Source organism: Photobacterium sp. WH24 (genome assembly GCF_019204055.1).
Classification (GTDB): Bacteria; Pseudomonadota; Gammaproteobacteria; order Enterobacterales; family Vibrionaceae; genus Photobacterium; species Photobacterium arenosum.
The window spans coordinates 98,117-122,390 of the sequence record NZ_JAGSOZ010000012.1 but is presented as its reverse complement, the minus strand read 5'-3'; the positions used below and the strand labels follow the sequence as shown (position 1 = coordinate 122,390).

The window sequence follows — 24,274 nt, the reverse complement described above, 5'->3', positions numbered from 1 at the left end:
AACAGTCAGATAATCAGCAGCTGCAGTGTAAATACTTTTGAAAGCAAGCCAATTTATCTGGCTTGCTTTTCATTTTTTCAAAGACCCTGTATGTTTCCCCTTTGGTTCCCACTGACGAAAACACACGACATCATGCACTTAGACCGTATCCTTCAACAGCGTCGCCATAAATGGAAAGTGAGCTTTTGGCTTGTTGCGATTTTGCTCATCAGCTGCGGTCTGTTTTCATTGTCGGTGGGCGAAATCTGGCTGAAACCCTGGCAGCCATTTGGCGAGCTTGAGAAGCAATTGTTATGGCAGCTCAGAATGCCAAGGTTAGTGGCCGCCATGGCAATTGGGGCTGCGCTGGCAGCCTCTGGTGCTGTGTTGCAGGTGTTATTGGGCAATCCGCTGGCGGAGCCCGGTGTGCTGGGTATTTCGGGTGGTGCTAGCCTGGCACTTGTTCTCTTACTGTTTTTTCTTCCCTCGGTGCCGAGTCCCTGGCTGACGATGTTGGTTGCCATGGCGGGCGCACTGCTCTTTACTTTACTGCTCGTTGGTCTTGCCCGTATCCGAAGGGTGTCAACCGCGCGTTTGCTGCTCATAGGCGTTGCACTGGGTATTTTGTCCGGGGCGGTTGTGACCTGGGCGTTTTATTTCAGTGACGATCTGAATCTCAGACAGCTGATGTACTGGCTGATGGGAAGTGTTGCCGGTGTTTCCTGGGCGCAGCTTAGCGTGCTGATCATTCTGCTTCCCGCATTAATCTGGCTATGCTCCCGTGGCCGGCAACTGGATATCCTGATGCTGGGTGAAACCCATGCACGACAGTTGGGGCTGGATGTTGCTGCACTGCGTTGGCGATTGATATTGATTATCGCCCTGTTAGTGGGAACATCAGTCGCTATGGCAGGTGTGATTGGCTTTATCGGCCTGGTGATTCCCCACTTATTGCGTTTGGCGTTGGGGGCGGAGAATAGATACCTGCTACCGCTTTCTGCCTGTTTCGGGGCGTTACTGCTGGCGGTTGCGGATGTATTGGCGCGGGTACTCTTGCCTGCTGCAGAATTGCCTGTGGGCGTTGTGACCACGACATTGGGCGCCCCTGTGTTTATCTGGATGCTGTTGCGTTCGCAAGTGGAGTAAGCTGATGGTGGTCCGTTCAGATCTGGCTTGTGTATTACAGGCTGAAAATATAGCGCTAGCCCGGCGATTACTGCCGGTCAGTTTCTCGGTAAAGCGAGGTGAAGTGGTGCATCTGATTGGCCCTAACGGTAGCGGGAAAAGTACAGCTATTCAATGCCTGTCCGGGCTGTTTCAAGGTGCAGGCAAGGTAACACTGGCAGGGCAGTGCCTGTCGGAGATGGATCTTCGCGACATGGCCCGTTACCGCAGTTATTTGTCGCAACAGGATAAACCGGGTTTTGCCGTTGGTGTTTATCATTTTTTGCAGTTAGCGGTATCCGCGATTCCGGAAGCAAACGTCGAGAAGGTTAATCAGGCTATTCAGGCTGTCAGTCAGTGGCTTTCAATCGATGACAAACTGGATCGCCATATTCAGCAACTGTCCGGAGGCGAATGGCAGCGGGTCAGATTAGCGGCTGCCTGTTTGCAGGTCTGGCCGGGACTGAACCCGGATGGTTGTCTGCTATTGCTTGATGAACCGGCAACAGCGCTCGATATCGGGCAGGAAGTCTCTTTATACCGACTGCTGCATTTTATGGCCGGACAAGGTATTGCTGTCGTTATGGCGAACCATGACCTGAACCGGGCGCTGCAATTTGCAGACAGTGTCATCCTGCTGAAAGGGGGAAGTTGTGTTGCAAAGGGAAAACCTGAAGAGGTGATGTCGAATGAACGGCTTGAGCAGACGTTTGCCACTCAGGTTGAGCGTGTGAATCATAACGGAAGAATTGGACTGTTTTTTAGCTGACTTCTAGCTGAAAATGACAGTTGGCCGGAAAAGTAATCAGTTAAGTGATTTCAGTCAGAAAAGGCTTGTACTTCTCATCAGGATTTGGATAATGCGCTTCGTCTTCTGAGACAAGCTTCATTAAGGCGCGTTGGCAGAGTGGCTATGCAGCGGATTGCAAATCCGTGGACCTCGGTTCGACTCCGGGACGCGCCTCCATTCTTATCGAACTTTATCACCTGCAAGCAGTGTTTCCGTGTTTTTCTGAGGGTAAAAAGCCCGCAGTGACTACGGGCTATGTCATCCATTAAGCAGGTTTGGCCGTCCAGGCAGAGCACCAGCCATTTACGTTCACCGCTTTACCGGGGAAGATTGAGCAGGGTCTCCATTCATCACCTTCATTACCTTGTATCAGCATACAGTTACCGCAATGATTCTCTTCATGAGGCGACTTATGTGTGTATTGCAAGGCAGTTGCCTGAGCATCATCTTCTGCCAGATGTGGCAGTTCTTCACTGGCCAGCGCTTTACGCTGCAGGATCTGATCACCCAGTGTGATGCCTATGATGCCTGCCATAGTCAGGCGCAGAAAGCGCCGACGGTCAGTTGAGGTTTTCATCACATTTTCCTTTTATAGTCATTTATGCTCACATGCTGTTCACCGGATTTACTCAGCGAACTGAGTAATTGTGGGAAAGAATCGGCAAATTCGCTAAGAAATCACAGTGTTAAGTTTTTGAGGTAAGTTGCGTTTTGTTATCAATTTCTGAACAACAAAAGATTTTGATGCATAGGAATGAGCGGTAAGAGTTTGAGATTACGCAAAAAATGATCATTTTTAACAAATCATTTATTGAAACATTTTGTTTACATCTCCATTCTGTACGGCATTATCACTGATGATAAAAATTAATGAAGGTATAGGGATGAATCTGTTGTTAGTGGATGTGGATGGTGCTTTGGTGAATGCAAGGGAAATGGATATGATGTGTTTTCAGCAAGCCGTCGAAGCCGTTCTCCACATCACTTTGGATAAATCGCGCTATCAAGAGCGAGTGGTGACGGATTCGGCAATGTTAGATGAGATCCTTTATCAGTATCCTGTGCTTTCAAGTCGCTCAATTGTTCACCGTCAGGTGGAGCAAAAGTATCTGGAAAATCTTACTGCCAGGCTGCATGCGGTCCCTCAAGAGTTTGTGCTCAGTAAAGGCGCCAGAGAGTTTCTTGAGCAAATGGCTGTCCGGGACGATACGCATGTTGCGATCACCAGTGGCGGATGGGCGGCGGTAAGCCGTCTGAAATTGAAAGCGGCGGGAATAGATGCAAGTAGAATGACCTTTGCCTCGTCGTCAGACGCTGCCAGCAGAACGGAAATTATGGCGCTTGCTGCATTCAGAGCGAAGCAGGATACGGGAATGACATTTAAACGACGGATAGTGTTTGCGGAAGGTGAGTGGAATCAAAGAGCTTCTCAGGAACTGGGTTATGAATTTGTCGCTGTCGGCAAAAAATTAAGTCACCATACTTATATTCCCAGCTTATCGTTTTATCAGGCAGTGCTTCCCAAGTTCGACATCAATTGATGACTGAAGAATGTTACCAGGCAGACAAAATGCCTGGTAACGAGGTGAAGATATTACGCAATGATGAGAGTTTATTACCATGCCGGGACGTAAGTCTTCGTATGGCCTGATAACACATGGTAATGATGGCTTTGACTCAGCATAGGGAGCCAAGTGGTTATGATGTCTTTCATCCGTCAGTTTGCGTTTATTGTGTCTATGATATGTGGTTCCGGCACTGTGCTTGCAGTCAGCAGCAATACGTTCTGCGCAACGCCCCTACAAACGATAAGGCCTGATTTATCCCAAATCATGGCGTCGAATACGCCAGAAACAAGCATAGTGATTTTCCAGTCTATGTTGCGGCAGGCCAGTAAATATCATGATAAAACAGCCCTGATTGAGTTGCTGGGCGCAATCGCGCATAACTATTATCTGGTTGGGAACAACGAGCAAGCTCGCTTCTATCTCAAGCAGGCCGAACCATTTGTATCTGATGCTGCCGATACCACGACAACAAACACTAGCCTGGTTAATACCAAGTAGAACGCAAGAAATGGCATATCAGATATTCATGATTACTCATAAGATACAAGGCAATTGATAAATTTGACATTGAGCGAAGTTATTTGTTTGTTTCACATTCCGGTATAGGATTTGATGAGGGCCTGGGATAAATTGGCGTTAAGTTAATGTTGCTGCATCTTTGCAATGAAGATGGGCTTGTTTTCTTGTATCAGGGGTTGTTTGTGTCTGAAGTAGTGAGGTGATATCTGTCATGGCAAGGGAGGATTGGATTGATGCCTGGTTCCTGGATATCTGGGCCAATGCGAGTAGCTCCAGACTCGCTGAGTATGTCTCTGATCCTTTTGTTTTTCACTTGCCGGGCGGTCGCCGGCACCCACTGTCTCATGAAAGCTACCTTTCATATCTGTTGTTATGGCGGCAAAAATTTAAGTCTGTCGCTTTCTCGATCTCAGATGTCATTAGCCAGCCGCCACTGACAGTGGTCAGATATCGCTGCCAGGCTCAATATCATGGCGGGTGGTTCAATTTACCGGGTAAAAAACAGACGATACAAATGACAGGTATGATCCAGTTCCGGCTAGAAAATGGCTTGATCGTTGAGTGCTGGCTGGAAGATAGCAGCTTTGAGCTCTATAAACAGTTATCGGGTACCGTGAAGTAATTGATGTCGCTCATACTATAAAAGTGAAGAACATAGGGCTGAAATAACAGTATTTTAGATGTCAAAAGGCCATGTTTATACACCTTTATGTCAGACATTTTTGTCATAGAGACTTTTTTTGCGACAAAGATTGAATGTCAAAAAGTTAGATTTCTTTGTGATAAAAAATGCACCTATATAATCCTAAGTAATAATAAACCACACAAAATCGCCATTGGAACTTGTTCAACTTATTGAAGTCTTATAGGTAGCAGAGTTTTTATTCATTGTTGCTTATATTTGAAACAAACATGGATGGCTGGATTTATTTAGTTTATTGATCGTTAATTATTATAAGTAAATACATTTTTGCCCTGATATTCATACGAATTCTTATCAGTACATTTTTATTCATCGACAAGGAGTGTCAACCGCCATCCATGCACTTGATCATAAGGGCATGGGAATATGACACTAGCAGTTTAAGGTGAATATGTGATTTGGGTTAGCAGCAGTCATCATGACAAGCAGGTTGAAGCGAAAGAAAATTTGAAGCTTTCGCACAAGGTCATTGAGATTTCTCCTTACGAGTTATTGTCATCAATGACGGGGCAAGAGCTGATTTTTCTTGAAGTGATTGATTCGACATCGGAAGGATTTGAGCTGCTGCGTGCAGTGAAAAATCGTTTCCCAGCCGCAAAGGTTGTTGTCGTATACCATAACCTGGATGGGAGTCTGGCACTTAATGTATTAAGAGCCGGTGGGGAAGATGTGCTGGCTGCCAATGCCAGCAGGCAAGAGCTGGAGGAGTGTTTTAGCAGACTGCATACACATAATATTGAAAATGAATCTGAGCCTGGTTTCGAAAGTCGTGAGCTTTCAATCCGGCCAGCACTGAAAATTATTGATGAAAACCTGAGCTCTCCACTGCGCGAGGAAGAACTGGCGAGTGCTTGCCATTACTCACCGACCTATTTCTCTCGTTTATTCCATAGCATTATGGGCGTCACGCTGAAACAGTACATCATAAAGAAACGGCTGGATCTGGCGTGTGGATTATTAAGCTCTGATCGCGAGAAAATTTCTCAGATCGCTAATTCTTCAGGCTTCAAGGATGTGTCTTATTTCTCCCGTGTTTTTAAAAAGCACATGGGATGCTCACCGGGTGAATTCAGAATGAGGAAGCATAACTTAAATCACAATTAACCTGTTATTGGCGTGTTTATTAGTGTGTCTGAAAATATAAACACTTCTGTATGAATTCCTTCATTGTGTTTACTGCATTGCGAAACAATGCAGTTTTTTTACGTACAATTTCTCATAAATAAGACAACGTATTGGCATTGTTGGTTAATCACAAAAAAATACAGAAACTTTCAATTTTGACACACAATTATTCTGTCCTCAGATGAAAATGATCACACAGACACTGCTATCTTTATTTCAATGCTGAGTAAGCGTGTTCTGTTGTTTCCGGAGGTGTCCGATGCGATTCACCTTATCTTTTAGGTTGCTGCTGCTGTCTTTAGCACTGTTTCTGGTGTGTGTCAGCCAGGTTCATGCGGCATCGAGCCGATTACAGAAAGTCATGGACAGGGGAGTGCTCCGGGTTGGAACTACCGGCGACTGGGGGCCAATGACCATGAGGGATCCTGCGACAAATTTCTACAAGGGATACGACATTGATATAACGACTGAGCTGGCCAAGGATCTCGGTGTGACTGTTGAATACGTGGCCACGGACTGGAAAGCCTTGGTCAGCGGAATTGTTACGGAAAAATACGATCTGACCGGCAGTGCGGCGCTCAATATCAGTAGGGCAAAGGTAGTCGGCTACAGCCAGCCTTATTATTACCTTGCGTTTGTGCCGGTGACGCAGAAAACGAGCCAGAATCGCTTTCGCTATTGGGCCGATTTTAACTCTTCATCGGTAACGGTGGCTTCCCGTCGGGGGGCTGTTGAGGAAACCATGGTAAAAGAATTCTTTCCCAGGGCCAGGCAGCAGGTCATAGAGAGCGGAAAATCTTATCAGGAGTTACTGGCAAACCGTGCCAATGTCATTGTGACGTCCAATATAGAGGCTGCAATGCTAATCAGCCGATTTCCACAGTTGACCATTCCCAACGTTCAGGGGATGCGACGGGCGACACCTTTAGCGATGTTGATGCCAAGAGATGATCAAGTCTGGATTAATTTCATTAACCAATGGATAGAATTAAAGAAAACGCAGGGATTTTTTGACCGGATAGCCGAAAAATGGGGACTGGCCGTCATGGATATTGAGTAAGCAGTCTGAGCCGTGTCGGAATATAAGTTATCCACTCTGGATTTGTACTGACCACTTGCGTCACTATGGTGAAACGTACTGATTTGGAGGTGGATATGGATTTGTCACGGTATCAGGGATTAATTTTCGACATGGACGGCACGCTGATAGACTCAATGCCAGCCCATATAACAGCCTGGCGCTATGCCTGCGAGCAGTTCAACATTCCCTTTGATCCGCAGTGGCTTATGAGTCTGGGTGGATCGCCCACAATCAAAACCGCGCAAATGATGAATGAAAAATATCAGACGGATCATGATATCCAGGAAGTGGCTGATACCAAATGGCGCTTTTTTGAAGCGCTGGAACAAAAGGGAGAGGCCATTCCGGCCACTGTTAATCTTTTATTGCAGTATCGAGACCAAAAGAAAGTGGCCGTCGGTACCGGATGCCGCAAAGTTAATGCAGAAAACTTGCTGACCATAACCGACATTTTGCCTTTACTTGATGCCTTAGTCACTGCCGACGATGTCCTAAACCATAAACCTCACCCCGATACTTTCCTTGAAGCGGCTAACCGTATCGGGCTGGCACCTTATCAGTGTGTGGTTTTTGAAGATACCGATTTAGGACGGCGGGCGGCATTAGCTGCAGGGATGGACTGTTTTCTTGTTGTCGATGGAGTAATCGCAGAGTTCACCTCTGCAACGCCAGTGCGATAGCGCTACATTAGGATTGACTAAATTTATGATTCTATGTGATTTATTTTTTATTTAGTGGCAGGATTTTAATGCGTTTTTATGCTGGTCGCACTACAATCAAAATATAATATTAAGTAAGGAGGTGATTGTGAAAGCCTTAACAACATTAGTAGTGGGATTATCTGGTCTGGCTTTAGCAGGATGCAGTGCATCAATCGATGAGCGTGCCAATGATTTCGTCGATGTCAGCTATTCCTTATGCGGTGCAAAAGTGAAAGCGTTTTCTCAGAGTGATGACGGAAAAATCCGCGTAGTGTGTGAAAACGACAGCTATTTTTCTGTCAATAATCAGCAGACGCTGACAGTTATGAATGAGATTAACGGTGCATATTGCCATGGACGAGGATTCAGCCATTTTAATGAGCGCTCAGATTTTTATACGTTCACCTGCATGAATGATAAAAACTTCAACATTCCCAAGTAACGGATTTTCTTTTATTTGCCCAAATCGTTAATTCAAGACCCGCATACGCTGCGGGTCTTTCCATAAATTGTTACTGAGTTTGTCTTCTTGACGCTGCTCATAGCGTTTACTGATTTCCTTGTTAGTATAGATTTCGTTCCAGATAGTAATGCCACAAAAGGATTTCGCATTGAATCAGAAATTTATCACTGCCAGCATCGGGCTGGCCATTTCCGCATTTTCACTACATTCCATTGCCGCCAATGTGCCTGAAGGGGTTGTTCTAGCCAAAGAGCAGCACTTGGTACGAGCCAATGGCGCAGAGCCGAGTACATTAGATCCTGGGTTTGTTGGTTCAGGCAGCCCGGGCGATGTCATCGTGAATGACTTGTTCGAAGGGCTGCTGATTGAAAATCTGCAGGGCGAAATCACTGCTGGGCAAGCTGAAAGCTGGGCTGTGTCAGACGACGGAAAAACCTACACTTTTAATTTGCGTAAGGGCCTGAAATGGTCTGATGGTCAGCCATTGACCGCCATGGATTTTGTGTTTGCGTGGCGTCGGGCGGTTGATAAATCGACAGGCAACAATACCGGATTCAATTTGGTCACCGCCAACATTACCCATGCCCAGGAAATACTGAATGGTGAAAAACCGGCATCCGAGCTGGGAGTGAAAGCGCTCAACCTGCATCAGCTTCAGGTGACATTAAGCCGCCCGACGCCGTATTTCCTTAGCCTGATGAGCATCAAAACCTTCTTTCCTGTACCGGCTCATGTGGTGAGTCAACACGGTGATTTATGGACTCGTGCCGATCATTTTGTCTCAAATGGTGCCTATGTTCTGAAAGAATGGGTGCCGAACGAAAGGGTCGAAGTAACACGTAACCAGCATTACAGGGATGATGCATCTACGGTCATTAACAATGTGACCTATTTGGCGTTGTCGTCACAAAGCGCAGAGCTGATGCGCTACCAGGCTGGTGAAGTGCATATGACGAACCGTGTTCAGCTTGAGTATTATCAGAAATTGCTGAAGGACAGCCCGGAAGAGATTAAATCTCTGCGTTTATTGGGCTCTTATGTGTATGCCTTTAATACCCAGCAGCCTCCATTTGATAATGCTGACGTACGCCGTGCGCTGAGTATGGCGATAGACCGCGATGTGTTGGTGCAAAAAGTCACGGGGCAGGGCGAGCCAGAGGCTTTCTCTGTCGTGCCCGATATCATTCCAAACTATCAGAATTTCACCCCGGCATTTAAGTCGCAGGCTCATGACGAGCGCATTGGTGAAGCGAAAGTGCTGCTGGCGAAGGCGGGTTACAGCAAGAGCCATCCGTTGAATGTCACTCTGACCTACAACACCAGTGAAAATCATAAAAAGCTGGCACTGGCGATTGCCTCTATGTGGAAGTCTCTGGATGTGAGCGTAAAGCTGGAAAACATGGAATGGAATGCTTACCTGGCGGCAAAAGCGGCGGGTGATTATGCCGTTGCGCGCTCGTATGCATTTGGTGATTATGCAGAACCCTCCTCTGTTCTCAGCAGCTTCACTTGCGGGCATGTCAGTAACGAAACCGGGTTCTGTAACAAGGAATTTGATGCGTTGCTTAAGCAGGCCGCTGATATTACGGATGAGCCAAAACGATATGGTATTTACCGCGAGGCAGAACATATTCTCGATCAATATTCGCCTGTCATGCCAATTTACCATTACAACCACACACGGCTGGTAAAAAGTCATCTGAAAGGGTTTCCGGACAATAATCCGAAGGGCAATATTTACGCTAAGGACCTGTATTTTGTAGCTAAATGACCAGAAAAGCCTGTTTTTTACAGGCTTTTTTCGATGAAAGGCCGTTCATCATAAACCTGCTCCATATTGACCAGGCAGCAATTCGTGACCAAAACGATAGTGTGTGTTTAAACCGAATTTCCAGTTACCCAGAGATTTGCAAAAATCGACTGTGTCGGGTAGATCCGTCTTAAGTGAAAAATGGCCAACATCGCCCCTTTAAGATCATGTAATGGATCAGTTTTAATCAGGTACTGAAAAACAAAAACACTGAAATCATAGTATTCAGTGTTTTTGTGCATACCAACTTTTACCGGTGTAATTAAAAAGACCACTATGCCTGGTGTCGCATGATAATGACATTAACTAACTTGGCGTGCCGCTTCATCAATTAATTCGATTATGTCATTTGGATGAGAAGCCATAGGGGCATGCCCAGCTTGTAAAGTGATCGTTTTCTTCGCTTGAATCCGTTCTGCAAACCATTTCTCTGTTTCTGGTGGGATCATTCGATCCTGCGCTGAAACCTGGTACCAGCTAGGTTTAACTTTCCAGGCAGGAGAGCCAGATTTATCTTCAAAACAGCGAGCTGCAATTGGTTTTTGACTTAGTGCCATAACGAGCGCTTCTGTTTCATCCACGTCTGGACAGAAATTCTCATGAAAATGATTCGGATCTAACCACAAAAAACCTTGCTCGTCAGGGCGAATGATTGCGGCCCCGGGAGGCGGCTCTCTCAGCCCAAATAAACCACCAGGGTTTTCTCCTTCATTAGGCGCAAATGCCGCAATGTAAACTAAGCCGACAACATTAGTCGCATTTCCCGCACCAGTAATAACCATCCCTCCATAAGAGTGGCCAACCATCAGCACTGGCCCTTCTAACGAAGCAGCCAGATGACTTGTACGTTCGATATCATCAGGAAGTGAAGTGAGTGGGTTTTGCACAGCACGAACATTATACCCTTTGTTGTGTAAAGCAGGGATAACATGACGCCAATGAGATGCATCCCCCCAGGCTCCATGAACCAAAAGAATGTTTAACTTGCTAGACATTAGAACGGCCTCCGCGGCTATTTTATGAGGCCACTACACAGGCCGATTCTCTATAAAATAAGCCTTCTCGTTGATACGGTTAATGCATACCTAAAGCGCATATTTCGTAAGATTCTAGTAGACCGGATGGAAAGTCGCCATAATCGCTCACAGCGACAAAAGAGGGCTATGCGGTGGGAAAAGCTGTCCTCCCGGTACCCCACCCGATGGGGGTATACCTGAGGTGCGGTGCGGGTGAACGGCAGTATGATGCAGCATCAGCTACGATTCTAAAGAACTAAATGATTCAGCTGTGCATCACGCTGTTGCCTATGGCAGGAGGAAAAAGCGTATGGCAAGTGAAAGTGTCATTTTGAGTTTGGAGAATCCAGTTTTCTTTACCTATGTGCTTGCGGCGTCACTGATGTTGCTGAAGCTCTTGCTGCAGCCGTGGATGACGGTTTACCGAATGATGAAAGTGCGTGCTGGTTTTCGTAGCCCGGAAGATGCGAAGAAAAGCCCGCTGAATCCGACCCCGGTAACTGGTCAATTGGCGCTGAATGAGTACGTTGATCGCTCGCGGCGTATGAACCTGAATGATTTGGAAAGTATACCCGCGTTTCTTATCGCCGGATTGCTATTCGTGTTAATAGATCCGCCGCTGCTGCTTGCTCAAGTGTTAATATGGGCGTATGTTCTGGCTCGAGCGGCACATTTTATAGCCTATGCAACGGCTCAGTTACACGATGTCCGGGCCACGATATGGACTGTCAGTTCAGTGGCGGTGATCGCAATGGTGATCTATACACTTGTCCGATTGTTCACCTCAGCGCAGTAAAGGTGTGGGTTCGCTAACATTCGTAAAAGATGAAATGGTATTTCGTCTGGCCATTTATTTGCAGGCTGTGACATGCTTGATCTCTGTTTCCTAGCTTACAGTCAGCTAAGAAACCCAGTGTGTCACTCAAATGAAAAGGCCACTCGCAACAGAACGAGTGGCCTTTTTCAGATGGACAGTTTAATGATTAATGCTTTTTTAAGCACGGCAATGAACCATTAAAGCTGAGTCCATGCATCCTGCCAGTATACGCCCACTCCAGGTTCATAGGCCCAGGCTGCACCTGAACACCAACCAGAATAAGGGTATGGTTTACATTCAAAGTTCACGCCGCCGTTGGAAACTTGATCACCGGCCTGGTACGCAGTGCCTTCCACATAGGCTGGTAAATCACCCTCACCACCGGTTCCGCTTTCGTCTTTTGCAATGGTCACTGTCAGAGAGGCCGCATCGCTAGCCGTTCCGTCAGAAACACTGACACTGAAAGACAATGCTGTATCAGTCGTGTAGCTACCGGCCGTAAAGCTCAGGCTTGAACCATTAATAACGGCATTCACACCTGCAGGTACAGTCCAGTCGTACGTCAGGGTATCGCCATCGGCATCAGTGGACTGTGACGCATCCAGGGTGATCACATCATCTGCATTGGCTGTAACTGGGCCGGTCAGTGATGCAACCGGCGCGGTGTTTTGTGCACCAGGCGCTTTCGCAGTCACTGTGATGCTGTCGGTGGCTGTCGCCCCTTCATTATCCGTAACAGTCAGAGTAAAGACATATTGAGTATCAACCGTGACATCTGGCACTGAAATGGTTGCGGAAGCCGTATTCGCACCGTTCAGTGTCAATGCCGGTCCACTGGTCTGTACCCACTGATAGCCGGCAATCTGACCATCGCTGTCTGTTGATGAAGAACCGTTCAGAGTCACAGTGGCTGCAGTATTCACTTGCTGATCAGAACCTGCACGTGCAACAGGTGCACGGTTTCCTGCCGGTGCGCCAGCCAGGGATTCTTGCATCGCATTCAGGATGTCACCATTGTCAGCATCAATTTCCCATGCGAACAGACCGGCAAGTCCCAGATCACGCACATACTGACCTTTGGCCATAATAGAGCGTGGGCTGTCGTAGGTGACTAAATCGCCGTTACTCGGATCATAAGCCCATGGTGCTTCCGCCTGTTCGTCATAACCCAGTACGACGCCAGCTTTATTTTCATAACGGGTAACGACATCTTTATAGTCGATCACACCTGCTTCCCAGGAACCGGCGACAGCACCATTACCCACACCTGTCATCGGGTTGCTTGGATCTGTCATGCTGGCTTGGGTCACACCCGTCCAGCCGCGACCGTACATGGCTGCACCCACAACCAGTTTGTTGGCAGGTACACCCTGAGCAAGAAGACGCTCGACGCCATGTGCAGTGGTGTAAGCTGGACCTAGGCGAGGCTCACCGTTTTCATCAACACCTGTGCCGTTACATTGATCCGCTGTCAGATGGCTGCCGCAGTTCAGCGCTGTCTGGTGACCTGTTACGTTGCTCCAACCGCCGTAGAAGTCGTAACTCATGTTGAAGATGTAGTCCATGTACTGAGATGCCTCAGCGTAGTTAACGACATCAATCTTGTCGTAACCAACACCAATTGCAGAAGTCAGTTCGAACTGACGACCTGTCTCGGCTTCCAGCCCATCCAGCATGGTGCGCAGTTCACGCATCAGCGCTACGTATGCCGGGCCATCGTTAACCGGATCACCCAGAGTGGTATTCGCACCTTTTCCGCCTGGGAACTCCCAGTCAATGTCGACACCATCAAAGAATTTCCAGGTTTGCAGAAACTTCTTCACACTGGCAACAAAGACATCACGTTTGGATTTATCGGTAAACGAGAAGAAAGGATCAGACAGCGTCCAGCCACCAATCGAAGGGATGACCTTTAAATCCGGGTAGCGTTGTTTTAGTGCCATCAACTGGCCGTAGTTTCCTTTGTAAGGGGTGCTGTAGGTATGGCCAGACTGTGGTTGTGGCATTTGGACAGCAGCCCAGGGATCGTGAATCGCGACTTCAAAATCAGGTGTGCCGGCACAAGCGCGATTAAGTGCCGCTAAACTATTGCCGCTCTCGATCTCGCCCAGAGATTCATTCGGACCACAGACAGGGATGAAGCCGTAAAGGATGTGTGTCAGGTTTTGGGCTGGGATCTTGTCGACGGTGAATTTACGGCCAAAGACGCCCCACTCAACAAAGTAGGCACCAACAACAGTATCAGCAGGGGTAGAGTAGGTGCCGTTGTTCGGATCGACATTCATGGGGAGTGGATCGAGATGGCTGCCGTCTGTATCTGCCACCACTATGTTGGTTGCAGGGCTGCTGCTACACGCTTCTTCAGCGCCAGAGCCACTGCATAATTCGACGGTTAACGCATATTGACCACCCTGAGTGATGGACAAGGTCGTAGAGCCAGCACCACTGGATGCCGGGTTAATACTTTCCTCAAATGCCACGTTGCCATTGAGCTTTACTTTCCAGTGGTCAGCCGTTTCGCCGGAATAACGTTGCCAGGCTACTGGCACATCTGCTGCATTTTTTACTGTGACAAGATCTTTGTAGGCGGTTGCAGCCTGATCAACTTCAACGATGGCATAGTCTGTTTCCATCCATGCAAGTTGAGGGGTACCCGGTGCGGCGAGCACACTGCAGGACATAGTCGCAGCGGCAACGGAGAGTGCAACCAAGTTAAACTTGTTTAATAGCATTGCTTTCTTCCTTGAGTCGAAATAATCAATAAGAGCAAATGACATGCCGGTCATAGCTAATAAATAGAACAGTTTCTTTTTTTCTCAAAGCAAGAAAATTAAATAAATGATAAAAATGTTAATTAATGTGATCTTTTTTGCATTTGTGGTAGGTATTTAACTGCAATTAGCACGTGATAATGATCTGTAAACGAAAAAACCCTTGGTTTCGACTGACTTTATAAATGTATAAAAATAAGTTTACTGCAATAAGATGGTTATGAGTGAGGTTTGCTATACAAACAATACTCATTAATAATCAATGAGATATGAATTTTTTGATAAAGAAGGAACGGCGATGTGGCTGAGGAGTTTACGTGCTTATGAGAAACTTATGAGGAAAACGTTTCAGTGTGACATGTGGACTTGCAACGCTCTTATTAATCAGGAACGTCTAAACAAGGAAATATGTACCAGTTAAAAGTAAACAAGCCAGAAGGATACTGGCTTGTTTGTATTGGTTTTATCTTGCTGATTTAGCGTGATTCTTTAGCCGTATCAGACTTAGGATGCCAGGCACCGTCTAGCTTGCTAAGTTCTGGGAACTTACGGCGGTCAAATGTTGGCACTTGCCCGTTTTTCACTTGTACTTCGTAATCTTTGATCACCTTGATAGCCAGATTAGACAACAGCACCAGTGCAGCAATGTTGATCAGCGCCATCATGCCCATAGAAGCATCGGCCATGTTCCATACGACAGGCAGTGAGGCAATGGAGCCAAACAACACCATAGCCAGCACAATGATTCTGAATGTGAATAAGCCTTTCTTCGTATTGCCGTTCAGGAACATGATATTTGTTTCTGCGTAACTGTAATTAGCAATAATGGAAGTAAAGCAGAACAGAATGATAGCGGCTGCCATAAAGTAGGTTGTCCAGCTTCCCAGCTCGTTTGTCAGTGCTTGTTGCAGCAGACCGATACCAGAAGCAGCATCAGGCTGATCCATCACACCTGACAGCATGATCATCGCGGCTGAGGCAGTACAAATGACAATGGTGTCAGCAAACACCCCGAGCATCTGTACAAAGCCTTGTGATGCAGGGTGGTTAGGGTTAGGTGTTGCGCTGGCCGCAACATTGGCCGCTGAGCCCATACCCGCTTCATTGGAGAACAGGCCACGAGCGATACCACTTTGCATTGCCTGCGCAATAGTATAAGCCACGCCGCCGGCTGCGGCTTCCTGCCAGCCGAAAGCACTTTTAACAATCAGCGAGATTGCGGCAGGCAGTTCAGACATGTTCATGATGACAATCAGACAGGCGATAGCCAGATATCCGACCGCCATAACCGGCACGATACGAGCAGAAGCTTGCGCGATAGGTTTTAATCCGCCCATGATGAAGAAGGCAGAACACGCCACAATAACCAGCCCTACATACTTACGGTCGATCTCAAAAGAATGGTTGAGGGCAGCGGTAATGGTGTTTGCCTGAACGGCATTGAAGACTAGTCCGAAAGCAATAATCAGACAGACTGAGAACAGTGTGCCCATCCAGCGGGCACCAAGTCCCTGCTCCATGTAATAGGCTGGGCCGCCGCGGTATTGCCCGTCTACATCTTTTACTTTATAGACTTGAGCAAGTGTGGATTCCACAAAAGCGGTCGCCATTCCCAGCAGGGCCATCACCCACATCCAGAAAATGGCACCGGGTCCGCCGACTGTCAGTGCGACTGCGACACCAGCCATATTACCGGTACCCACACGTGCTGCCATTGAAGTGCAAAATACCTGATAAGAGCTAATACCAGATTCTACATCTTTGCCTTTTTTCAAGACGCCGATGGCATGACGAAACTGTCGAATCTGAATGAACCCGAGGCGAAAAGTAAAATAGATACCTACAGCAACCAGCAGATATACAAGAAGGTGGCCCCATAGCAGTCCATTAATGTCGCCAATGATGAGCATTAATTTTTCGTTGAGAATGGCGAGCCAATTGTTAATCGTTGCATCCATAGAATGATCCTGTGATGTCATATTGACTAAGAAGCAGGACAACAAGCATTGTCCTAAATGAAGGGAATGATTCAGCTCACTGGCTTATGCAGCGAGATGAAGAGATGTTCCCGAATGTGTAATAGTGACTTAATTTTCGTGCGAGAAGGTAGCACAAAATCCCGCAAATGGCTCAGGATATAGATCACGTTTTTAATGGATTTATACGACGTTACATGAGATTTATTACGTTGAAATTAATTTTTTATATACTAAAAACAGTTGCTTATTGAGTATTTGTTGTCTGTGCTGTAAGCGAAAAACCAAAGTAGGATTAATTTGTTGTTAACGGAATTTTAAACTAAATTTAACGCTATTCTTCAAATTATAACACTGTGATGTTGCGATTGAGATCGTGCTTTTACCTGATTGAGGGCCGTCGTTTTCACTGATGGTGCCGTCTGTTTAATGGACTTGATAATCGAAAGGTGGAGAGGGGGAGGGAGACGTCATAGTGCTTTTCTTCACGCTGATTGAGATACAGCTGAATTGGTAGCCACATATGCAAACGAACAGATGTTCATCGATGACAATGAACTCTTCGTGTTGTCCGCATTCTTTGCAATATGGTGCCTGTTCCATATCATGCTCCTTGGGGAATCGAGCCAATGATAGACTGAAGCAACTGTTGCTAAAAAAAGTTTTGAAAAAAATTCGAGGGGAAACAAATAAAGAAGATGAGAAGAATGAAACAAAAAAGCCTTTTGGTCGGACATACTGGATTTGAACCAGCGACCCCTACTCCCCCAGAGTAGTGCGCTACCAAACTGCGCTAATGTCCGCCAAAAGGCTTGCTAACTGACGAGCATATTACCAATACTGACTGCTTTTGGCAAAGCTAAATTGCTGAGAAACAGGCTATTATTTCATCGATTGATTAGCTGCTGGCTGATTCTGAGGGTGAAAGGGTATTTGTGTTGGTGCAACAGCGCACAGGTATCTGGCAAATTCACTAAAATAAACGTGCTGTAGCGGCAGTTGAGAATCCCAGTCCGAGATCGTTAAAATCATTTTTTGGTCAGAGAATTGTCAAGGACACAAAAATTATGTTCACAATAACGAAGACTGAGAGTATTATTTAATTACTGCTGCTACTCTTACACCCTCGTTAGAGTTCTCTATTATAATTAAGTGAGCGTACTACTCTTCTCACATACGCGCAGCAGAAGTCATAGCGTTAGTTTTTCGGCAGAATACGGGTCTTATGAGATATCTTGGGATCTTGGTTTAATTTTATTAATTTTGCTCTATTTCAAATAGCACAACAAGTGTCATGAATCTGTTAGTCGATGGCAAGAAAGTGCTCTTTATAAGAATAGTGTTTAGAGGTAATTCATGGCTAACTTTTCGGATGCGGAAAAAGCACTAAGTGCGATGCTAAAGAATGTTGAAAACGGGAAACATCTGCAAGAGACCAGAGCTGACTATCGTCAGGCACTGATTGACTTTGCCGACGAAGTACCGGGCAGACAGCGTGCTGTCATTAAGCGAATTCCGCTACAGAAAATAAATGATTTGATAGCAGTATTGAACGAATTTAAAGAAGAAGCTCGTCAGGTAAGAATGATTGAGATTCTGGCGTTGATGGAAAAAGACGGTGTTCACCCTGAAGAGTTGATGGACTCTCAGACTGAGGAATAACCTAACGTCTATCTGATTGCTACTTATAATAAAAAAGGAGAGTCATACTCTCCTTTTTTATTATGCTTCAGTGACTGTTGTGATGTAGTCGACTTCATTTTTATATTTGCGAACATTCCGTGAGAGAGTCCCTTTCGGTACGCCATATCGTTTCTCGGCTTCATAGCTTGATAAACCTTCGAAGACGACAGCCTCAACAGCAGTACGTTGATTTTGGGATTTGAAAATTCGCTCTGAGATTACTTTAAATTGTTCACGTGTCATAGCCAAAACTACTCGCTTGTTATTCCTTTATAGGCCTGCTGGGTATGACTGACCGGCAGTTCTGATTCCCGGTATAGTAGCAGTCATACCCTAACGTAAGCTTAATAAGCGAATATTTACTCCAGGAGTATAAGGCCGGTGGGAAGCGAATCGCCGTAAACACGCTGGTTTTCTTCCTGGGTCAACACTTTATGCTCTGCGACCATCTCGATCCAGCGCTCTGGCACTTTGCTTGCCAGTAGTTTATCTACTACCTTTTGTCGTAACTCATCATCAATATCCAGTGTTCTGTCGCCTGTTTTTCTGCACATCATTACGGCGGCAAGGGCAATATCAGGTTCATCTTTCCAGTCTGAATCTAATAACTCTGGCAGGCAGTAGCTGATATGCTGAGCCGTTAACAGGTTATGCCGACTTCCATAGAGCGGGAAGCGACTGCCAATCCTGCCAATTGCCCACCAATGCGCCTGAGCAAATTGTGGTTTTTGCAATCGTGAGAATAACCATTCGATCAGTTGCAGTTTCTTTTCAAATGCTATGTGCTCAAGAGAAGCTGCTAAACGCACCATTTGCTCATAGCCTCGCTCTTGCATCTCTTTTGCTAATTTAGGATTGCGGGTTGCGCTCGGATTAATGTATTTGGCGATATCTTTGTAAATGATTTCTTGCTGCGCCTGATTGAGACCACCTGCTACACGACGCCAGAATATCCACCAGTCATTCCAGCTTTGAGCAGACTGGTGAAATTGCAGATTGTGCTGATACAGCGCCCAGACTTGATTCATCCGCCAGTCATCAACCGGGTCACCAAAACCGGGCCTTAACGTGTAACCTGTCAGTTTCAGCCAGTTTCGCTCATGCACAGCGGAACGGCGTCGCCGCTTTTTGCTGTCAAGCAAGGTGTCGGCCAAGGATCGTAATGCTGGCATTTCCCAGTCTTCACGCTTACCGAGGTACTTTTCCAGATCGCTTCTGAGTGTTTTGACGGGTTTTTCATCGGCGTGTTTTTTGCTGCCGCCGTACGCTTTCTGAATGGCAATTCGGGCTGATTGCAAAGCGCTTGGATGGGGCATGTCTTCACTTGCATCAGGGGCATTATCGACAGCGGCTGTTTTCCGTACTGAAAACTCGACCTGCCAACGTTTGCCTGGCCTGTCTGCGCTGACGCATTCCAATTGTAATGTGCCCACTTCAGTGAGCTGACAGGCCAGGGTAACATCAACTCTGTCTTTCTGGTTTGCTGCCAGTGATTCTCTGTCGGTCTCGCTGTTCAGAGTAATAACAAAAGGGGGCAGCGAGGTCATATGGGGTTTATCCAGAGTAAGGATATCCCCGGCCGAGATCGGCGTATCATCTGAAGAGGCATACAGATCAAAACGAACCGGTTCGCCTAATGTCAGCGCGAATTTTCTGTCTGACAATGCCACTTCAACACCTTCTTCAGTGCCTCGCGGTAACAGGCAAATACCAGAATGAGCGGATTGTGTATGCAGGTCGAGGAAAAATGAGCGCGCAGATCCTCCTCCAATCTTCAACTGTGCGCCGTGTCTGGCTTTTGCATATGCGACGGCGCCGTATGCGACAGCAAGGTCGGGATGCGGATTGTCCAGACAGGTGACGCTTGCTCCTTTCCAATGGGCAAAAATATCCTGAATACGTTCGGACAAAACAGGGCTGTTGAATACGCCGCCATTGAGCAAAATTGCAGGGGGAATAGCCTTAATCGATGCGTCGCTGTTGTCTTCGGCTAAGCCCATAGCCTCATGGCAGGCGGCACTATGTTCACTGATGAAATGTGCCAGATGTCTGGATATAGCCGGATCTGAAGCGTAGGGTAAACCGAATTCCACAACGGCACTTTGACGTTGGCCAGGATGTTCATCAAACGCACTGACAGGGAAAAATCCGTCGAGCGCGATGTGGTTGACTTGCGCCTGAGTGAGTTCCGCCGAGCGGCTGCCGCCGATCAGTTTTGAGCCACTGCCAAGCAGCGTCACACTCACCTGATCGGGCGCATTTTCTGCCAGCAGTTGCTCCTTTGCACGACGTGTTTGCTGAATGAGCTTCGACAGGCCTGCAGCACTTAGCCGTTTACCACCGGTGTGCAGGATATTCTCGGCCTGATGGGCCAGTGCCAAATCCAGGTTATCCCCACCCAGCATCAGGTGGTCACCTACGCCGATGCGATCAAGCTTAAGCCTTTCATTCTGGTAGCTGACTTTAATCAGGCTGAGATCTGTGGTACCGCCGCCAATGTCGCACACCATTAAAAGCGGTATATCTTTCAACAGGGTTTCCGCTTCATTGTGGTGACGGGAATACCAGTCGTAGCATACGGCCTGTGGTTCTTCGAGCAATACCATATGGCTTAGCCCGGCCAGTTTGGCCGCTTCTATCGTTAGCGCTCTGGCGCCTTCATCGAAAGAAGCGGGTATGGTGATAACAACATCCTGGTGGGCAAGTTTATCTTGTGGATGGTGGTAGTCCCAGCACTGACGGACATGGTTCAGGTAACTCGCACTGGCAATAACCGGCGATACTTTTTGCACACCGCTGCTGGCTGCCCATGGCAGAATCGGTTGATTGCGATCAACGCCCGTATGAGATAACCAGCTTTTTGCACTAGTGACTTGCCGGCCTTCAACTTTGGCCCCTAATTCGCGGGCATAATCACCTATGATCGCCTCTGGAAAGTCGCTATTAACGGGGTTGTTATCCCAGGGCAGAACACACAGATCAGGTGCTATTTCACCGCTTGTAGGATGGTATCTGAACGAGGGTAAAAGGGGTTTGCGTGCCACTTCACCGGGGGCGATGAGCTGGTCGATGTCGAAAATCTTTACAGCTTCATGTTGAAGATCAGAAGTAACAGGGCAGTAGGCGACAACGGTATGTGTTGTACCTAAATCTATACCCACTAAATATCGGGGAGAAGACATGTAAGACTCCGTGCCTGTTTTTACTCAGATGTTACCGTGTAACCAGCATATGGCTGAAACTGGGTAAGCTGGGTAAAATAACGGCGCAATGAATGCGCCGTCGAAATATCATCTGAGAAAGCATTAACTTTCCCGAACGTCAAACTCTACTTGCCATTTCTGACCGCCATCAGTTGGAATGGCTTCCAGGCATAGGGTGCCCAATTCTGTCACTCGTGCCGCCAGTGAAACCGGAACGATCTGGCCCGCAGAACGACCATCGGATACCGGTAGGGTCACTTGAATCGCTGGCAGTTCTTCCAGCTCTTCTGGTTGCCACCAGTCAAGCAGGACACCCGGTGCATCTTCCCGGCGAACTGTTGAACCGAAGAATCGGAAAGTCACAGGCTGACCAATGATCAAGCCGAATTCTCTGCCTGATACGTCTGCATGACTGCCTTCTTCCATACCAAAAGGCGCTACGCAAAGTGCTTCTACAGGTGGTTCCATACCCGGAATGGCCGGCATGGCACTTTCAATGCCCACATAGTAGCTGCTGGCAATACCACCGCGAATGCGAACGCCTTTGCCCTGGCGCACTGAGCCGTAATAGGAAGCCCCGTGGGCAACAGCCAGATCCAAGTCCAGTCCCTGAAGGCGTTTGGCTTCCGGGCTGCCGGCCTGGGTCAGCCATTGATTGATGGTGGACGTCAGGCGTTGAGAAAGCAGATCGGATTTCAGCACACCACCGTTGAACAAAATTGCAGTCGGACGAATAAAGCCGTCATGAATTTGCTCAAAGCTGTCAAAAAGTTCATCCACGGCGGAGGATTGACGACTCAGAAAACCGGCAATATGACGGGTAATAGCGGCATCTTGTGCGTAAGGCAGGCCCATTTGTGTCAGAGCACCGCGCTGCATTTCAACCGGATGCTCTTCAATGCCTGTTTGTGGGAAGAAGCCTTCTACCAGTGTTTGCTGAACTTCCGCTTGGGTGAGTTCGGTTTGCAGTGTACCACCCAGCAGCTTGGAACCCCGGCTTGGCACCACAATGGGAACAGCCTGCAGAGTATCGTCTGTCAGCAGGGCTTCTTTAGCATCACGGCAAGCGTGGGTAATGGCTTGAATCTGCCAGGGTTGCAGCGCCTTGCCTTCCTGCGCCAGTTTGGCCTTCAGACGGTAAGCCAGCGCTAGATCCATGTTATCGCCACCCAGCAAAATATGATCACCGACAGCAACACGATTCAGCGTCAGGTTACCGTCTTCTTCCGTCACGGCGACCAGTGAGAGGTCGGTAGTACCACCACCGATATCAACAACCAGGACGACATCGCCCACGCTGACCTGATCACGCCAGGTGTCATCGTTATTCTTGATCCAGCTGTATACCGCTGCCTGTGGCTCTTCTAACAGCGTCAGGTGTTTGAAGCCCACTTCGCGCGCCGCTTCTGCCGTTAAATCGCGAGCCGCGGGGTCGAAGGAGGCCGGTACGGTAATGGTAACATCCTGATCGAACAGTGATGCATCAGGGTGTTTGTGATCCCAGGCTCTGGCCAGGTGAGACAAATAAGCGCGGGTCGCAGCCAGTGGAGAAACTTTAGTCACTTCTTCTGGCGCATTCAGCGGCAGAAAGGCATCACGACGGTTAATGCCGCCATGGCACAACCAGCTTTTGGCACTGGCGATTAAACGGATAGGGGTTTTACTCCCTAAATGGCGGGCCATCGCACCCACAATCGCATTCGGCTGAGCATCCCATGGCAGGGTAGTATCCCCTGGTGCCAGCTCAGATTCGTGTGCCTGATACATGAAAGAAGGCAATTGCGATTTGTCTTCTACATTGCCCGGAGTGGTCAGCTGGGCGATTGGCATCACAGTGACCGGTGCATCGTCCTGTTGTAAATCAACATAAGACAGAACGCAGTGGGTGGTGCCAAGGTCAATACCCACACTGTATTTATGTTCTTGATGTGCTTGCATTATAGCTCAACCTCAGCTGCCGACAGGATACGAGGGTCGTGTCCGTCTGACATTTTAGGTAAATGAATTTCTGTGACTTTCCATCCGCGGTGAATGAGGGTGCCAGTGAAAGGTGCATTACCCACCACATTGCCTGTCAGGCGGACTTCAGAGGCATTAAAGCCTTCTGGTAAGGTGATGCGGGTTTCTTCTTCTTCACTGCGCACTGGCGCAAACCGGAAATATTCATCCAGTACTTTTTTACCGCCTTCGTGAATAACCCGGGCTGCCGCGCCAATTTCGGCATCGGCAAAGCCTTTCAGATCTTCTTGCATAAAGTCGATGAAACGTGCTTCTTTTTGCAGCAGAGACAGGAGCTGAAGCGCAGCGTCAGGCGTTGCGGTTTTGAGTTTAGATTCCACCTCAACAATTTTCTCTACTTCAACAATCTTTTCGATCGGTTTTTCGACTTCGACAATTTTTTCAACCTGGACTTCTTTCTCGACGACTTTCTCAACTTCTACCGGTTTGCCTTTCTTTGTCACGTATAGCAGTAAAAGAATAACAACCAGAGCGGCCAGTACGCCATGTGCCATATCAATAGTGGTTGGCATTGCGGATAAATCCACCGTCATTTTTGAAAAGTCTAAAGCCATATTTATCTTCTCTTTTGTCCGTGACAAGCTGAAAAATTTTGGCCCGAATATTAACACAACATATTGCTAATATAGCCAGTAAACACGCCATTTTTAGCGCTAGTTTCGCGAGAAACTGTCTCTTAGGTTACTTTGCAACCAAGTCAATATGACATTTTTCTGTCACAGGTTACATACACTTGTGATAAGAGCGGCAGTGGTAAGGCTCAAATCGCTGAATGAGGCTGGAGTTTACCGCCCTTCATTACTTTTTAGTCTATTTTTTGAGCCTGTGTGAAATTCGCATTAACTTTACAGGAGTGTCAGAAAATCAGACAGGCAAAATGCAACGC

At 47.3% G+C, this 24,274-nt stretch carries 20 protein-coding genes and 2 tRNA genes; 13 read left to right on the top strand and 9 right to left on the bottom strand.

Annotation, left to right across the window (positions count from 1 at the left end):
- Positions 1-132 precede the first annotated feature (132 nt).
- From btuC to KCG43_RS15225, 3 genes are all read left to right on the top strand, one after another.
- A complete protein-coding gene (gene btuC / locus KCG43_RS15235) occupies positions 133-1,125 on the top strand; it encodes a vitamin B12 ABC transporter permease BtuC (RefSeq protein ID WP_192016800.1) in 993 nt (330 codons plus the stop codon).
- A 4-nt stretch (positions 1,126-1,129) separates the two neighbouring features.
- Positions 1,130-1,912, top strand: a complete 783-nt coding sequence (gene btuD, locus KCG43_RS15230; protein ID WP_218385957.1) for a vitamin B12 ABC transporter ATP-binding protein BtuD — start codon at positions 1,130-1,132, stop codon at positions 1,910-1,912.
- A 124-nt stretch (positions 1,913-2,036) separates the two neighbouring features.
- Positions 2,037-2,110: transfer RNA gene (locus tag KCG43_RS15225), tRNA-Cys, on the top strand.
- 88 nt (positions 2,111-2,198) lie between these two features.
- Here KCG43_RS15225 and KCG43_RS15220 read toward each other — a convergent pair.
- Positions 2,199-2,510 carry a high-potential iron-sulfur protein gene (locus KCG43_RS15220; protein WP_027252121.1) on the bottom strand — a complete coding sequence of 104 codons (312 nt, stop codon included), beginning with the start codon at positions 2,508-2,510 and terminating at the stop codon, positions 2,199-2,201.
- A gap of 307 nt (positions 2,511-2,817) precedes the next feature.
- Here KCG43_RS15220 and KCG43_RS15215 point away from each other — a divergent pair, with 307 nt between their 5' ends.
- The 8 genes from KCG43_RS15215 to KCG43_RS15180 all read left to right on the top strand — a co-directional run bounded on the left by KCG43_RS15215 (position 2,818) and on the right by KCG43_RS15180 (position 9,864).
- Positions 2,818-3,474 (top strand): haloacid dehalogenase-like hydrolase, encoded by a 657-nt coding sequence (locus tag KCG43_RS15215; protein ID WP_192016704.1) that lies wholly within the window; start codon positions 2,818-2,820, stop codon positions 3,472-3,474.
- Positions 3,475-3,633: 159 nt separating this feature from the next.
- Positions 3,634-3,999 carry a hypothetical protein gene (locus KCG43_RS15210; RefSeq protein WP_192016703.1) on the top strand — a complete coding sequence of 122 codons (366 nt, stop codon included), beginning with the start codon at positions 3,634-3,636 and terminating at the stop codon, positions 3,997-3,999.
- 232 nt (positions 4,000-4,231) lie between these two features.
- Entirely contained in the window at positions 4,232-4,642 is a 411-nt protein-coding gene (locus KCG43_RS15205) for an ester cyclase (protein ID WP_218385955.1), read from the top strand.
- A 474-nt stretch (positions 4,643-5,116) separates the two neighbouring features.
- Positions 5,117-5,827 (top strand): helix-turn-helix transcriptional regulator, encoded by a 711-nt coding sequence (locus KCG43_RS15200; RefSeq protein ID WP_192016701.1) that lies wholly within the window; start codon positions 5,117-5,119, stop codon positions 5,825-5,827.
- Between the two features lie 280 nt (positions 5,828-6,107).
- On the top strand, positions 6,108-6,908 hold the full coding sequence (locus tag KCG43_RS15195; RefSeq protein ID WP_218385953.1) for a transporter substrate-binding domain-containing protein: 801 nt from the start codon (positions 6,108-6,110) through the stop codon (positions 6,906-6,908).
- Positions 6,909-6,997: 89 nt separating this feature from the next.
- Complete coding sequence (locus KCG43_RS15190; RefSeq protein ID WP_218386019.1) at positions 6,998-7,609, top strand: beta-phosphoglucomutase family hydrolase; 612 nt, start codon at positions 6,998-7,000, stop codon at positions 7,607-7,609.
- 127 nt (positions 7,610-7,736) lie between these two features.
- On the top strand, positions 7,737-8,072 hold the full coding sequence (locus tag KCG43_RS15185; RefSeq protein WP_046221276.1) for a hypothetical protein: 336 nt from the start codon (positions 7,737-7,739) through the stop codon (positions 8,070-8,072).
- Between the two features lie 169 nt (positions 8,073-8,241).
- Entirely contained in the window at positions 8,242-9,864 is a 1,623-nt protein-coding gene (locus KCG43_RS15180; RefSeq protein ID WP_370630700.1) for a peptide ABC transporter substrate-binding protein, read from the top strand.
- A 341-nt stretch (positions 9,865-10,205) separates the two neighbouring features.
- On the opposite strand, the gene KCG43_RS15175 is transcribed toward KCG43_RS15180, so the two are convergent.
- Positions 10,206-10,898 (bottom strand): alpha/beta hydrolase, encoded by a 693-nt coding sequence (locus tag KCG43_RS15175; RefSeq protein WP_218385948.1) that lies wholly within the window; start codon positions 10,896-10,898, stop codon positions 10,206-10,208.
- Between the two features lie 331 nt (positions 10,899-11,229).
- On the opposite strand from KCG43_RS15175, the gene KCG43_RS15170 reads away from it, so the two are divergent.
- The gene (locus KCG43_RS15170; RefSeq protein ID WP_218385946.1) at positions 11,230-11,715 is read left to right on the top strand and encodes an MAPEG family protein; all 486 of its coding nucleotides are present in this window, start codon (positions 11,230-11,232) and stop codon (positions 11,713-11,715) included.
- 218 nt (positions 11,716-11,933) lie between these two features.
- Here KCG43_RS15170 and KCG43_RS15165 read toward each other — a convergent pair whose 3' ends face one another.
- The 3 genes from KCG43_RS15165 to KCG43_RS15155 all read right to left on the bottom strand — a co-directional run bounded on the left by KCG43_RS15165 (position 11,934) and on the right by KCG43_RS15155 (position 17,286).
- Positions 11,934-14,468: a glycosyl hydrolase family 18 protein gene (locus KCG43_RS15165; protein ID WP_370630699.1), complete on the bottom strand. Its 2,535-nt coding sequence runs from the start codon at positions 14,466-14,468 to the stop codon at positions 11,934-11,936.
- A gap of 515 nt (positions 14,469-14,983) precedes the next feature.
- Positions 14,984-16,465: a sodium:alanine symporter family protein gene (locus tag KCG43_RS15160; protein WP_218385943.1), complete on the bottom strand. Its 1,482-nt coding sequence runs from the start codon at positions 16,463-16,465 to the stop codon at positions 14,984-14,986.
- Positions 16,466-17,209: 744 nt separating this feature from the next.
- Positions 17,210-17,286: transfer RNA gene (locus tag KCG43_RS15155), tRNA-Pro, on the bottom strand.
- A 553-nt stretch (positions 17,287-17,839) separates the two neighbouring features.
- On the opposite strand from KCG43_RS15155, the gene KCG43_RS15150 reads away from it, so the two are divergent.
- The gene (locus KCG43_RS15150; protein ID WP_192016694.1) at positions 17,840-18,145 is read left to right on the top strand and encodes a hypothetical protein; all 306 of its coding nucleotides are present in this window, start codon (positions 17,840-17,842) and stop codon (positions 18,143-18,145) included.
- Between the two features lie 60 nt (positions 18,146-18,205).
- Here KCG43_RS15150 and KCG43_RS15145 read toward each other — a convergent pair whose 3' ends face one another.
- The 4 genes from KCG43_RS15145 to KCG43_RS15130 all read right to left on the bottom strand — a co-directional run bounded on the left by KCG43_RS15145 (position 18,206) and on the right by KCG43_RS15130 (position 23,921).
- Positions 18,206-18,409, bottom strand: a complete 204-nt coding sequence (locus KCG43_RS15145; protein ID WP_027252139.1) for a helix-turn-helix domain-containing protein — start codon at positions 18,407-18,409, stop codon at positions 18,206-18,208.
- A gap of 116 nt (positions 18,410-18,525) precedes the next feature.
- Positions 18,526-21,348, bottom strand: a complete 2,823-nt coding sequence (locus KCG43_RS15140; protein ID WP_218385941.1) for an Hsp70 family protein — start codon at positions 21,346-21,348, stop codon at positions 18,526-18,528.
- A 123-nt stretch (positions 21,349-21,471) separates the two neighbouring features.
- A complete protein-coding gene (locus KCG43_RS15135) occupies positions 21,472-23,307 on the bottom strand; it encodes an Hsp70 family protein (protein ID WP_218385939.1) in 1,836 nt (611 codons plus the stop codon).
- Positions 23,307-23,921 carry a DUF2760 domain-containing protein gene (locus tag KCG43_RS15130; protein ID WP_218386015.1) on the bottom strand — a complete coding sequence of 205 codons (615 nt, stop codon included), beginning with the start codon at positions 23,919-23,921 and terminating at the stop codon, positions 23,307-23,309. Before KCG43_RS15130 ends, KCG43_RS15135 begins: the two co-directional genes overlap by 1 nt.
- Positions 23,922-24,274: the final 353 nt, after the last annotated feature.